Genomic DNA, 13,244 nt, shown 5'->3' with positions numbered 1-13,244 from the left:
ACATATATTTTGAATTGTTTAATAGAATAATATATATTTATATAGATTTAATGATTTTAGTTTGTTAAAAATGGGGAAATCGATATGAAGGTTAAATTTGCTGTAATAAAAGATGAAAACTTTGACTGTAGTTTATTAAAAACAAAATTACTGAAAACTTTTAAAGAAGTAGATTGTGAAGCAGATATTGTAAAGGTTGAGGATGGAATTTTTGAAAACAATGGTATACAAACGCATTTATTAGAAATAACCATTCATGTTACTGGAAAAAATATTGGGTATAGGTCTGTTTCCGCCAGTATATTTATTGTTCTAGAGAGTTTATCAATGGAACTATTTCGTATTACTATTAGTATACATTAAGCAGCTAACAAAGTAGACTCTTCATAAAATCATACTGACTATATTGAGTTAGTAAACATGAAAATGGTGATGAAAACAATAGAAATTATCTTAGGTGCTCTCATATGCTGGAGAGCACCTTGTTTGCTGTTACATAAACAAGAGATTCCTTTTCTATATTTAATTTATCCTAACGCTAATTTAAATATAGAAGAATGGAAACATAATTAGATTGTACAAATAATTTGGTGCGCACATATACGGAATGTATTCACCGGTAAGAGGGTTGTCTCATAATATATATAGATTTTTCTATTAAGATGAACAGAGGGTGTGAATATATGGAAGATGTTTACGCTAAAATTGACAGTCTCAAGGCGGAGCAAAAAGAAATGATGAGAGACATTCGTGCTTTAGAAACGCGTACCACTATTAATGAGAAAGACATAGCAACAATCAATAAGCAATTAGAAAAAATAAGTACAAATACGACTTGGATTTTGCGAATTATTATTAGTGCGATAATAATGTCAGTTTTAGGATTGATATTAAAAGGGATGATTTAAAAGAAAGAGGGGAGCTCCCTCTTTCTTTTAAATAAATAAGAAACTATAAATTTTCCGTTTCCTTTTCATCTGCATACTTATCCTCTAAGGAAATTAATAGAGGGATTGATATAGTTACAAGAATGATTAAAGTGGTGATAAAAGATTTAGAAAGAGAAAAAGAACCTTCAATTAAAGGTAATAAAAACTTGAACGAAAGTATACTTGTTAGTAAGGAAATTACTAACAAGCTAAAAAGTAATATATTTTTATTCTTTATAGATGCCTCTATAAAGTCTTTAATACAGGCTATTACGACAAATATAGTTAATATGATCAGAGAAATAAAATAATGTGTTACATTTGTCATACTAATAGTAGGATCGTCTATGATATAAGCAAGTAACTTAGATACTAACATGCCTCCAAACAATAAAATAATAAAAGCGAGTAATCCTTCCGATATATAAGTGCTGAAATTATCTTTCTTGTTAAAAAGCTTATAGTTCAGAGTAGATTGGGTTATTTGAATTAGGAATAGGCTAATAATCCATACATAATATACAATTGGTAATTCTCCTGAGAATAGAGAGATTAGGAAGTTTAATAGTGTCCTTAAAATTTCAATCATTACGAAAGTCCTCCTGTTTGTAAGCATGGCGAAATTAGAAATATGCTAGTCTATCGTTTAATAATTAGATCTATTGATTCAAACCATTTCTAATTATTCCATAAAAAGGTTGTTGATTCAAGGTATCTCTTTAATAAATCTGCCAAGGCCGAGTACTAGAAAAAGAAACACAATATGTAATATAATTGAAAAAGTATAGTTAAAAATCGATGTTAATATTACCCTCCTATAAGTATTAACATACGTAATTGAGGTGTTTTCTTTGTTGTTTTATGAGCGAATTTCTATCATGGCCCCTCCTGTTCCGTAGCTAAAGAAAGTCTTTTTATTTCTGAGATTTTCAAAGTTATAGGAGGATATGAAAAATGAAAAAAGTCTCAGTACCATCACTGTTGTTAATGATTATTCTTGTCGCATTTCCGCAAATTAGTGAAACGATTTACACACCGTCTTTACCGGACATTTCAAAGGCGTTGCACGTAAGTAATAATGAGGTACAGTTAACACTTAGTATGTATTTTGCTGGATTTGCTTTAGGTGTATTTTTTATTGGATGGTTATCAGATATAATTGGCCGTCGCCCGGCAATGTTACTTGGAATTGTCGTATATGGCGTTGGGAGTTTCTTATGCTTTATTACAAATTCCATTGAAGTTTTATTGGTAAGTCGTTTTATTCAAGCGTTTGGAGCAAGTGCAGGATCAGTTGTGACACAAACGATTCTACGTGAAAGTGTAGAGGGGCATAAGCGCCACGTTATGTTTGCTCAAATTTCGGCAGTTATTGCTTTTACACCAGCGATAGGACCGTTAATTGGTGGCTTTCTTGATCAAATGTTTGGATTTAAAATAGTATTTTTAAGTTTAGTAGTTATGAGTATCGGTATTTTTCTGTATACATTTGTTTCTCTTCCAGAAACAAAAACGGACTCGGTAACGAATAAAATAAATGTGTTTGCAGTCTTAAAGAAGTTAATTACAAATCCGAAAGTAGTAACATACGGGTTATTAATTGGAGGAGCGAATGGTGTTTTATTTAGCTACTATGCAGAAGCGCCGTTTATCTTTATTGAATACTTTCAGTTATCGCCTAGTATGTATGGATTTTTAGGGATTGTTGTTGCGTCTGCTTCTATTATTGGAGCGAAAGTTTCAAAACGTTTACTTGCTACTTATAAACCAGAGAAAATTATATATTTCGGTTGTCTCATAATGACAGGAGGAGCTATCCTTTTATCTGTTATTACGTTTGTGGGATCAAATCCGAATGTAATATATATGGTTGTATTTTTAATAGCGATGTTTATATTGCTATTAGGAATCGGAGTAGCGCTACCTAACTGTTTAAGTTTAGCATTAGTAGATTTTCAAGATGTTATTGGTACAGCTGGAGCTTTATTTAGCTTAGGGTACTATGTAATTGTAACGATGACAATTTGGGGAATGAGTCATCTGCATACGGGCTCATTACTCGTGATGCCACTTTATTTTCTAGCTATAGTCGTTATCATGATGGTGTTTACTAAAGTGTTTATTTTAGGTAAACAAACTTCAAAAATGATTTAAATATGAAATGGTAAAAGAGTCTCATTAAAAATGAGACTCTTTTATATTTTATCCCGCTGTTTTGAGGTAGTAAGATTCCTGCCTCAAAATTAGATTAAAGAAGTTAGTAGTTTATTAATATATTAAATTTCTGGTTGGTATATGAATCGGATGCGTGGGAAATTACGTTATCAACTATAACGATTGAAGTACATGAGATGTGAAACCGAGGGAAAATGCTCTCCTCGGTTATTTATACTGTAATAATATTCATACCGGAATCATATTGAATAGATGTATTTTATTGTTAATTCAGTTGAAATTCAAACGTAATCATGCATATTAATTTATTGAAAAAATAATTGAATTTTTCAGATTAATGAATTAATATAAGGTAAGTAATTTTAAGATTTATAGAATATTGGAAGATGAAAGGTTTTGAGAATTTTATAAGAAGCAATAAAAACGATTTTAGGATAGCTTTAAAGCTAGTGTAAAATGACGTTTGCTTCATCATTTTCAAGGCCGAAAAGAATTAGGGGAAAGCATCTTGTTTTAAAATGCGGCTATGAATCATCTAAGAGGGGGAAGTGAAGTGGCAAACAAAGAATTGAAAAGAGGTTTAGAAGCACGTCATATTCAAATGATTGCTTTAGGCGGAACAATTGGTGTTGGTTTGTTTATGGGGTCAGCCAGCACGATTAAATGGACAGGTCCGTCAGTTATGCTTGCTTATGCAATTGCAGGTATTTTTATCTTCTTCATCATGCGTGCCATGGGAGAAATGTTGTATATGGAGCCAAGTACAGGGTCATTTGCAACGTTCGGTCATAAGTATATTCACCCGTTAGCTGGTTATATGACAGCGTGGAGTAACTGGTTCCAGTGGGTTATCGTTGGGATGTCAGAGATTATCGCGGTTGGGGCGTATATGCAATATTGGTTCCCAGATTTACCAGCTTGGATACCAGGTGTAATTGCAATGGTTATTCTTGGTGCAGCTAACTTAATTTCTGTTAAGTCATTTGGTGAATTTGAATTTTGGTTTGCGATGATTAAAATCGTTACGATTTTATTAATGATTATTGCGGGATTTGGACTTATTTTCTTTGGAATTGGTAACGGCGGAGAAGCGATTGGTATATCAAATCTTTGGTCAAATGGTGGTTTCTTTACAGGTGGTTTTTCGGGATTCTTCTTTGCATTATCACTTGTAGTAGGAGCGTATCAAGGAGTGGAATTAATCGGTATTACTGCTGGTGAAGCGAAGGATCCGAAGAAGACACTTACAAGAGCGATTCAAAGTACAATTTGGCGTATTTTAATTTTCTACATCGGTGCTATTTTCGTTATTGTAACTGTGTATCCGTGGGATCAATTAAGTACAATTGGTAGTCCGTTCGTAGCAATTTTTGCGAAGGTTGGTATTACGGCAGCAGCTGGACTTATTAACTTCGTTGTTATTACAGCGGCAATGTCTGGTTGTAATAGTGGTATTTATAGTGCTGGTCGTATGCTATATACGTTAGGTGTAAATGGACAAGCGCCGAAATATTTCACGAAACTTTCTGGAAATGGTGTACCTTTATTCGGAACAGTTGGCGTAATTATCGGTTTAGCGATTGGTGTTGTATTAAGTTATATCGCACCGAAAAATTTATTCGTATATGTATATAGTGCGAGTGTACTTCCTGGTATGGTACCATGGTTTGTCATTCTAATTAGTCAAATTAATTTTAGAAAAGAAAAAGGGGCAGAGATGAAAGATCATCCTTTCAAAATGCCATTTGCTCCTGTTACAAACTATTTAACAATTGCCTTTTTAATTATGGTATTAATCGGAATGTGGTTTAACGATGATACGCGCATTTCATTAATTGTAGGTATCATTTTCTTAGCTATCGTTACAATTAGTTTCTATGCTTTCGGAATAGGGAAACGACCTCCGTTAGATGTTCAAAATGATCAAGAGATTTCAAGTAAATAAAGATAGTAAAAAAGTCCGATTTCTCATTTGGAAATCGGACTTTTTGTTATTAAAACTTTTCTAAAACGATCTTCCCAATTGTACTGCCGCTTTCAAGCAGTGCATGTGCTTTTTTTACATTTTCAGCGTTAATTGGTGTAAATGTTTCATTTAAAGTAGTCTGTAAAATGCCTTCATCTAGTAGTTCGCTTACTTTATTTAATAGTTCGTGCTGCGTAATCATGTCTCCAGTTTCATACATCGCTTTTGTGAACATAAATTCCCAAACGAGTGTAGCACTTTTACTTTTTAAAATGCCCATCTCAAGAGGGTGCTCATTTTCTACGATAGAGCAAATTTTTCCTTGTGGTTTAATGAGGTCACATATTGCTTGCCAATGTTGATCTGTATTGTTTAGGCAGAAAATATAATCTACATCTTTTAGCCCAAACTCTAATATTTGTTCTTGTAAAGGTTGGTGATGGTTAATGATATAATCGGCACCGAATTTTTTAACCCAGTGTATCGTTTCATTGCGGGATGCAGTTGTGATAACATTTAGTCCGGCCCATTTTGCAAGTTGAATGGCAATTGAACCTACACCACCAGCACCGCCTATAATTAAAATGTTTTTAAAGGAGTTCGTATCTTTCTTATTATAATCAATACCTAAACGTTCGAATAAACCTTCCCAAGCTGTAATAGCTGTTAACGGAAGTGCTGCAGATTCAGCATCACTTAACGTTCTTGGTTTTTTACCAACAATTCTTTCATCAACTAGGTGGTATTCACTATAGGTACCTTGTCTCGTAATACTTCCAGCGTAAAACACTTCGTCGCCTTCTTTAAATAACGTACAACTTTCGCCAGTTTGTACAACAACACCACTCGCATCCCAGCCAAGTATTTTCGCTACTTCTTCTTTTTTATCTTTCGGAGAGCGAACTTTTGTATCAACTGGATTAACGGAAATAGCGTTAATTTTAACGAGTATATCTCTCCCTGTAGCAACAGGTTTTTCAACTTCCATATCAATTAAACTGTTTTCTTCTTCAATAGGTAAGTATTCATGTAAACCAATTGCTTTCATTTGTATTCCCTCCATTAAAGTAAGAGTCATTTACTCTTTTATTATAGTAGGTGGAGTGTCATTATGTAAAAAAGTACACTCTTTTTTATTTATGCTGGTATGAAAGTGTGGAAGGAGTTTATTTCTAAAAAGAAGAATTTTTAACTGTGTTACTTTATCTAAAACTAAATGTAAAGATGGATACGTAATGACAGTAAAGAAACTTTATTTCATCCCAGCAGGTCGTTGTATGTTGGATCATTCGTCTGTTAACAGTGCGTTAACACCGGGAAAACTATTAAACTTGCCGGTTTGGTGTTATCTTTTGGAGACGGAAGAAGGTCCTATTTTAGTAGACACAGGTATGCCAGAAAGTGTAGTTAATAATGAAGGGCTTTTTAACGGTACATTTGCAGAAGGACAGATTTTACCGAAAATGACTGAAGAAGATAGAATTGTAACTATTTTAAAACGTGCAGGGTATGAGCCAGATGATCTCCTATATATTATTAGTTCGCACTTGCATTTTGATCATGCAGGAGGAAATGGTGCTTTTTTGAATACGCCAATCATTATACAACGTGCTGAATATGAGGCGGCACAGTATAGAGAGGAATATTTGAAAGAGTGTATACTGCCAAATTTAAACTACAAAATTATTGAAGGTGATTATGAAGTGGTACCTGGTGTTCGGTTATTGTATACACCAGGACATTCTCCAGGACATCAGTCATTATTAATTGAGACGGAAAAAAACGGTCCTGTATTATTAACGATTGATGCATCTTATACGAAAGAGAATTTTGAAGATGAAGTGCCGTTTGCGGGATTTGATTCGGAATTAGCTTTATCTTCAATTAAACGTTTAAAAGAAGTTGTGACAAAAGAGAAACCAATTATTTTCTTTGGACATGATATAGAACAGGAAAAGGATTGTAAAGTGTTTCCTGAATATGTATAGTGCAAAAAGTCATGAGCTCACGTGCTCATGACTTTTTCGTTTAAATAATTTTTTTAAATAAGTTATAAACTTTTTTGGAACTATCTTCATTTAATTGATAGTACGTTAGGTTTACATCATCAGGAGTATCTTGCTGAGCAATCATCACTTCGTTATTGTGATGATCAACTACCCATATGAAATATTTTTTATAAGTTCCATCTTCGAAAGTAATCCACATATCACAATCTATTAAATCTGATCCTTCTTCATCTAATGTTAATTTTCCTTTTTTTGCGGTATCCATACTATTAATAAACGTTTTTAATTCATCTGTTTTTGTGAGGAAGAGATCCTTTTTTGTTTTAATGGATTCGACATGTATATCTTTTATTTCCTGTTTTCCTAAAAAGACAGGGGGCTCATTTGGATCCCTTTGAGTGGAAATAATAGTAGCTTTTTTCTTGGGCTTATTTGCTGTATAGAGATCTTGAATAGATTTTCCAGAGTTTATAAACCATACGATTCCACAAATAATCAATGTGCTACAAATCAGTAAAATAATTTTCTTAATAGAATATTCTCCTCTCTATTACTTCGTATGAAGAGCTTTTCTATTAATATATGATAGGTAAGCGTAAAGTATTATAGTTGAACGTGGCTATTCTTAACAGTTTTAAGAGGGCGATCAACGAGTAAATTGTAAGTAAGCCCAATTAATACGAAAACACCGCCGATAATCTTTCCAGTTGAGAGTTCATTTGTCAGGAAGAAATCAATGATAGTCCCTGCAAATAACTGTCCGATAAAGATGAGTAACGTTAAATAAAATGCTGATATTTTAGGAGTGATATAGTTCGATAATGAAATAACGATAACGCCTACTAATCCCCCTAAATATACAGCGATAGGTATGGATTGTAACGTATGCATTGGAATATACATTGAATCTGAACTGAAAATTAAAAATAACATAGAGAAAAATAAGCCAGTAATATAATTAAAAAACGTGCCTTCCCAATTCCCAATTTTCTTTGCTAAATTCGCGTTAATAATTCTAGCAACAACGATAGAAACACCAGCTAAAATAGCGATCGTAATATATAACATTTTCTTGCCCCCATTAATAAATTGTCATGATTATAATTCCAGAAGAGATGAAACATAATCCAATTAGTTTTTTCTTTTCAAATTTAGCAACTTTCATTCCTAATAAACCGAAATGATCAATAACGATGGAAGCAATGGATTGACCGAGTAAACTTAATGCGATCGTAATAGAGGCACCAAGGACCGAGAAGCTTATATTGTTAAAAAGAACAGTGAATACTCCAATCGCTCCAGCGCTATATAAAAAAAGCGGAATACTTTTATCAAAATGGATTTTATGTTTGTTTATGATTAAAACGAAAATAACTGCAATTAAACCGACAAAGTGAATGACAACACTTGCTGTATACTTGCCAATTAACTCAGATAAAATCCCATTCAATGGAAGCATAACGGCGATGAGCACACCAATAAAGACAGAAAGAAAGTTATACAATGTAATATCCCCTTTGTATTTCATATTTGTAATGACTGTATCATGCTGAAATTGTGTATTACTATGACATATGTCATAGTGGAGGAAGAAAATTTTGATTACAATGGGGATGAGTCGTAAAGGTGGGGGACTATGAAGAAAATATGTAATTCAATTAAATTAGCAGAGTATATGAAACAAAATAACATTGATTCATTTTTTACTAATGATATGAAACCATATATGGAGCTTATATTTTTTAAAAAGAATGAGTTTATTTGTAGAGAAAATGAAGAGATAGATTATTTGTTTTTCTTCGTTGAAGGAAAAGCAAAAGCGTTTAATACATTAAGTAACGGGAAATCTGTATTATTATGCTTTTATGATAGTTTGCAGCTGTTAGGAGATGTGGAGTTAATTCATTCTCAAAAGACGGCTTCAAACGTACAAGTAATGGCAGATTCATATTGTGTTGGTTTGCCTTTAGGAAAAGTGAGAAATCAACTATTTCATGATGCGAAATTTTTACGATGTATTTGTGGATCGTTAGCACATAAGTTAAATCGACTTTCAAAAAATAGTACAATTAATTTATTGTATCCGCTTGAAAATAGACTTGCGAGTTACATGTTAGCAGCAGGGGAACGAGCGGTGCAGCACGGAAATAGAATTGTATTTAGTGGGAATTTAACTGAAACAGCGGAATTATTAGGAACGAGTTATCGGCATTTATTGCGCACATTAAATATTTTTTGTGATAAAGAGATTATAAAAAAGAACGATGGATGCTTTGAAGTAGTGAATGTGGATGTTTTGAGAGAATTGGCGGCAGATGTTTATAAATAATATAGTAAAGTGGGGATTTAGATGAAAATAGCTATAATTTCAGATGTTCACGGGAACAGTCATGCATTAAAAGCAGTATTAGAAGATATTAAACATCGCAAGGCTGAAATGATAATAAACTTAGGGGATAGTCTGTATGGGCCGTTAGATCCTTTAGGGACAATTGAAATATTGATGAAGAACGAGATGATACATATTAAGGGTAACTGTGATCGCATGCTTTGGGAACCTATACAAGGGCAGTCTGCTACACTAACTTTTGTCCAAAATCAATTAACAGAAAATCATATAGATTGGTTACAACAACATCCTTCACAATATATTGTAGACGATATTTTATTTTGTCATGGTACGCCAACTTCAGATGAGGTGTATTTACTAGAAGAGATGGACGAGAATGGTGCAGTATTAAAGAGTGAAAAAAATATAATGGATCAACTCCAAAATATAGAACAAAAAATAATAGTATGTGGTCATACACATATTCCTAGAGTTGTTTATTTAGCAAATGGAAAAATCATAATAAATCCAGGGAGTGTAGGACTTCCAGCGTACAAAGATGAATTACCCATTGTGCATAAAATGGAATCAGGAACTCCGCATGCAAAATATGTAGTGATAGAAAAAGTTTCGGGAGAATGGATAATTGAACAAATTTCAGTTTCTTATAATTGGGAAGAAGCAGCTGGATTGGCTGTTCAACAGGAAAGGTATGATTGGGCACAGGCGCTAAAGACTGGGAAGATAGAATGAAGGGGAGTTTACTTTATGGTAAGCTGCTCTTTTTTATTTTGAGTACATATTGAATCATATAAAAATTAAATGTTATGATTATGGAAACATATGAATATGTGAACAAGTATTCATATGTTTAAAAAGAGGAGGGGTTAGAATGAAAGACCTAATTATTATTGGGGCGGGTCAAGCTGGATTAACAATGGGATACTATTTGAAGCAAGAAGGATATAATTTTTTACTACTCGAGGCAGGAAACCGAATTGGTGATTCATGGAGGAATAGATATGATTCTTTACAGCTCTTCACACCGAGGGAATATAGTAGTTTACCAGGGATGATATTAAAAGGAGAAAGGAATGGATTTCCACATAAAAATGAAATTGCAATGTATTTAGAAGAATATGCACAGTATTTTCAACTACCGGTACAATTGCAAACGGAAGTTTTAAAAATAAGGAAGGAGGAAGAAATATTTGAATTGCACACTCCGACAGAAGTTTTACAATCGAAAAAAGTTATTATCGCAACAGGTGGTTTTCAGCAACCGTTTATTCCCTCAGTTTCAGCAAATCTATCATCACATGTTTTTCAAATACATTCATCACAATATAAATCACCACCACAAATTCCTAAGGGGAAAGTACTCGTAGTAGGTGGCGGGAATTCAGGAATGCAAATTGCAGTAGAACTTGCAAAAACTCATGAAGTTATGATGTCTATCAGTCATCCTTTAACGTTTTTACCGTTACATTTTTTTAGAAAAAGTATTTTTAATTGGTTAGAAAAATTGGGTTTATTGTATGCTGAAGTTAGTACCAAGAGGGGGAAATGGTTTCAGAAGAGAAAAGATCCTATTTTTGGATTTGAAGGTAAGGAACTTATTCGTAATGGAGCAATACAACTACAGGAAAAAGTAGTAAGTGCATCAGAAAATAACATTATGTTTCAGAACGGTGAAACATATAGTGCAGAAAGTATTATATGGTCAACAGGCTTTATTCAGAATTATAAATGGATTGAAATTGAAAAGGCAATGAATGAGAATGGACTTCCCAATCATGTAAAGGGGATAAGTCCAGTAGGAGGATTGTATTATATCGGCTTGCCATGGCAGTCTCAAAGAGGTTCTGCACTTATTTGTGGTGTAGGAAAGGATGCGGCGTATTTACTTTCTGAAATCAAAAAAATAGATCAGTAGCAGCGACTACTGATCATCCATATGTACATGAATTAGGAGAGGTCAAACATTTATTAACTTTATTATAATAGATTTTCAAAAGAATAAAAACTGAAAATTCTAATTTTATGTTGAGAAAGTTTTTTGTATCGAAATATATAAAAGAATAAGGGTTTTTTAGTAAAAAGCAAAATGATATTTATATTTTAATAAATTGTGATATAGTTTATAAAGAACGGATTACATAAAATGTTATTTTATTACATATAAAGTAAGGGGGGATGGTTGTGAAGTTTGATGATCAACGCCTACTAGGAGTACGATTAGGTTCTGTACTTGTAACAGAGGAAAATCAATATTTAGTAATAAAGAAAAAAGATCATTATGCACTTTTAAATATACATAATTTAGAATGCACACATGTTGAAGTGCAGCTAGAACATATTGAAGAAATGTTGCAGGAAGATTTCCAAGAAAGTATAACGGAGATTATTGCACCAGAACATATAAAAATTGTTGCGAAAAATGTTATATAAGAAAGAAGCTGAAAGGAACAGCTTCTTTCTTTTCATTATAAGGATAACGTTTTTAAAACATCGCCAATAATCCCTTCCGTTTGATGAACACCTAAGTCAGCGTTCGTCATTATAATAGCGCCATTCCCTCGGTATGGGTAGCTTACCATCATACATTGAAATCCAACGCCCCATCCAAGTGAATACATTTGTAAGTCTTCGTTAGAATCATCTAGAAAAACACCTAGTCCAGTCCATTTTGAGCAACCTTGAGGAGAAATCATATCTTGAACTGTTTTTTGAGAAAGTTTTAGTTTACCCTTTCCTTGTAAGGAATGAATGATTTCAATTAATAAAGTTGATAAGTCAGTTGGTGTTGTCCAAATACCTGAAGCAGCTGCGAATGGATAGAATGGATACTTCTCATTTGTAACGGTGCCATCTTTATTATGCCCGCAAGCAAAAGCATCGGTTTTATCTATGTCTTCAGGAGAGAAGATGGTACTATTCTTCATTTGCAGTGGTTGAAATATATATTCTTCTAGTAAAAGGTTAAATGATTTTCCAGTTATATCTTCAAGTAGTAGTTCGATAATACAAAAGTTTGCATCAGAGTAGTGAAATTCACTTTCCGGTTTATAAGTTATTTCTATCGGTACGGAGCAATAGGATGTTTTACCGGCAAGGAGTTTAGACATGCTTGGTTGCCCTTGAGCTAGTGTATAATGTTCAAAGCTATTAGGAGGATCAATGATTCCAGATTGGTGACTTAATAAATTTCGCAACGTGACTTTTTTCTGTGAGGTAAATAGATTGGTAGGAATATTCCAAGATGTGAGTCTATCATTTACGTCTTCATCTAAATGCACAATTTCTTGTTCTAATAACGTTAGTACGAGCATTGTAGTGATGAATTTACTAATTGAGCAAGAATTGAATATAGAATTCGTAGTGACAGTTTTATTTGTTCCAGTTTCAAGTGTTCCGAATACAGTTGTTTCATCTAGTTTACCATCACGTATAACGGCAAGGCTTAAACCTGCAACGGAATATTGTTTCATTTTCTCGTATATATTGTTACTTTTTAAGTTCATAGTGACTCCTTTCTTAAAAAGACAGAATGTTAGTTCTATTATACAGTAGTAAATGGGGAGAAAAAGAAAAAACTTCATCTGTTATCGATGAAGTTTTTTCGTTAATTCGAAGTGAATGTTTTAAAAAATTTATCGCGGTACATGTACATAAGCCATGAAGTTGTTAGTAAGGAAATAATGATTTGTTTATTTTTAATTGGCGCATTGAAAACAAGCCAGCCAACGATATCAAATAATAAATGTAGTGCAAGTGAAAGAACTACAAATTGTAGTAACGTCTTAAAAAATCTTTTCATAAAGTGTCCCCCTAAA

16 protein-coding genes are annotated in these 13,244 nt (G+C 33.1%); 9 read left to right on the top strand and 7 right to left on the bottom strand.

Annotated features, from left to right (window positions below):
• The first annotated feature begins 84 nt into the window (after positions 1-84).
• Together PDQ68_RS10200 and PDQ68_RS10195 are read left to right on the top strand one after the other, a co-directional pair.
• Positions 85-363 carry a hypothetical protein gene (locus tag PDQ68_RS10200; protein ID WP_061130367.1) on the top strand — a complete coding sequence of 93 codons (279 nt, stop codon included), beginning with the start codon at positions 85-87 and terminating at the stop codon, positions 361-363.
• Positions 364-683: 320 nt separating this feature from the next.
• On the top strand, positions 684-908 hold the full coding sequence (locus tag PDQ68_RS10195; RefSeq protein WP_000390468.1) for a hemolysin XhlA family protein: 225 nt from the start codon (positions 684-686) through the stop codon (positions 906-908).
• 43 nt (positions 909-951) lie between these two features.
• Here PDQ68_RS10195 and PDQ68_RS10190 read toward each other — a convergent pair whose 3' ends face one another.
• On the bottom strand, positions 952-1,518 hold the full coding sequence (locus PDQ68_RS10190) for a DUF5823 family protein (RefSeq protein WP_061130366.1): 567 nt from the start codon (positions 1,516-1,518) through the stop codon (positions 952-954).
• Between the two features lie 365 nt (positions 1,519-1,883).
• Here PDQ68_RS10190 and PDQ68_RS10185 point away from each other — a divergent pair, with 365 nt between their 5' ends.
• Positions 1,884-3,083 (top strand): multidrug effflux MFS transporter, encoded by a 1,200-nt coding sequence (locus PDQ68_RS10185; protein WP_270786675.1) that lies wholly within the window; start codon positions 1,884-1,886, stop codon positions 3,081-3,083.
• A 574-nt stretch (positions 3,084-3,657) separates the two neighbouring features.
• Positions 3,658-5,049, top strand: coding sequence for an amino acid permease (locus PDQ68_RS10180; protein WP_061182842.1), 1,392 nt, complete (start codon positions 3,658-3,660; stop codon positions 5,047-5,049).
• 49 nt (positions 5,050-5,098) lie between these two features.
• Here the strand turns inward: PDQ68_RS10180 and PDQ68_RS10175 are convergent, their stop codons facing one another.
• The gene (locus tag PDQ68_RS10175) at positions 5,099-6,118 is read right to left on the bottom strand and encodes a zinc-binding alcohol dehydrogenase family protein (RefSeq protein WP_061182843.1); all 1,020 of its coding nucleotides are present in this window, start codon (positions 6,116-6,118) and stop codon (positions 5,099-5,101) included.
• 187 nt (positions 6,119-6,305) lie between these two features.
• Between PDQ68_RS10175 and aiiA the strand changes: the two genes are divergently transcribed.
• Complete coding sequence (gene aiiA, locus PDQ68_RS10170; RefSeq protein WP_061182844.1) at positions 6,306-7,058, top strand: quorum-quenching N-acyl homoserine lactonase AiiA; 753 nt, start codon at positions 6,306-6,308, stop codon at positions 7,056-7,058.
• A gap of 40 nt (positions 7,059-7,098) precedes the next feature.
• Here the strand turns inward: aiiA and PDQ68_RS10165 are convergent, their stop codons facing one another.
• From PDQ68_RS10165 to PDQ68_RS10155, 3 genes are all read right to left on the bottom strand, one after another.
• The gene (locus tag PDQ68_RS10165) at positions 7,099-7,593 is read right to left on the bottom strand and encodes a hypothetical protein (protein WP_061182845.1); all 495 of its coding nucleotides are present in this window, start codon (positions 7,591-7,593) and stop codon (positions 7,099-7,101) included.
• Positions 7,594-7,682: 89 nt separating this feature from the next.
• Positions 7,683-8,147, bottom strand: a complete 465-nt coding sequence (locus tag PDQ68_RS10160) for a DMT family transporter (protein WP_000965818.1) — start codon at positions 8,145-8,147, stop codon at positions 7,683-7,685.
• A 13-nt stretch (positions 8,148-8,160) separates the two neighbouring features.
• The gene (locus PDQ68_RS10155) at positions 8,161-8,607 is read right to left on the bottom strand and encodes a DMT family transporter (RefSeq protein ID WP_029141168.1); all 447 of its coding nucleotides are present in this window, start codon (positions 8,605-8,607) and stop codon (positions 8,161-8,163) included.
• 108 nt (positions 8,608-8,715) lie between these two features.
• Between PDQ68_RS10155 and PDQ68_RS10150 the strand changes: the two genes are divergently transcribed.
• The 4 genes from PDQ68_RS10150 (at position 8,716) to PDQ68_RS10135 (ending at position 11,859) form a co-directional block, all read left to right on the top strand.
• Positions 8,716-9,408, top strand: coding sequence for a cyclic nucleotide-binding domain-containing protein (locus PDQ68_RS10150; protein WP_061182846.1), 693 nt, complete (start codon positions 8,716-8,718; stop codon positions 9,406-9,408).
• A gap of 21 nt (positions 9,409-9,429) precedes the next feature.
• Positions 9,430-10,161, top strand: a complete 732-nt coding sequence (locus tag PDQ68_RS10145; RefSeq protein ID WP_000684257.1) for a metallophosphoesterase family protein — start codon at positions 9,430-9,432, stop codon at positions 10,159-10,161.
• A 139-nt stretch (positions 10,162-10,300) separates the two neighbouring features.
• Positions 10,301-11,344 carry a flavin-containing monooxygenase gene (locus PDQ68_RS10140; protein WP_061182847.1) on the top strand — a complete coding sequence of 348 codons (1,044 nt, stop codon included), beginning with the start codon at positions 10,301-10,303 and terminating at the stop codon, positions 11,342-11,344.
• Positions 11,345-11,610: 266 nt separating this feature from the next.
• Positions 11,611-11,859, top strand: a complete 249-nt coding sequence (locus PDQ68_RS10135; RefSeq protein ID WP_000666946.1) for a hypothetical protein — start codon at positions 11,611-11,613, stop codon at positions 11,857-11,859.
• A 35-nt stretch (positions 11,860-11,894) separates the two neighbouring features.
• Here the strand turns inward: PDQ68_RS10135 and PDQ68_RS10130 are convergent, their stop codons facing one another.
• Positions 11,895-12,932, bottom strand: a complete 1,038-nt coding sequence (locus PDQ68_RS10130) for a serine hydrolase domain-containing protein (RefSeq protein WP_061182848.1) — start codon at positions 12,930-12,932, stop codon at positions 11,895-11,897.
• Positions 12,933-13,033: 101 nt separating this feature from the next.
• Positions 13,034-13,228 (bottom strand): hypothetical protein, encoded by a 195-nt coding sequence (locus PDQ68_RS10125; RefSeq protein ID WP_016718126.1) that lies wholly within the window; start codon positions 13,226-13,228, stop codon positions 13,034-13,036.
• Between the last annotated feature and the right edge of the window lie 16 nt (positions 13,229-13,244).

The sequence above is a fragment of the Bacillus cereus group sp. Bc010 genome (assembly GCF_027716745.1).
Lineage (GTDB): Bacteria > Bacillota > Bacilli > Bacillales > Bacillaceae_G > Bacillus_A > Bacillus_A pacificus.
Note: the sequence above shows the minus strand (reverse complement) of the source record. Positions and strands in the feature narration are given on the sequence as shown.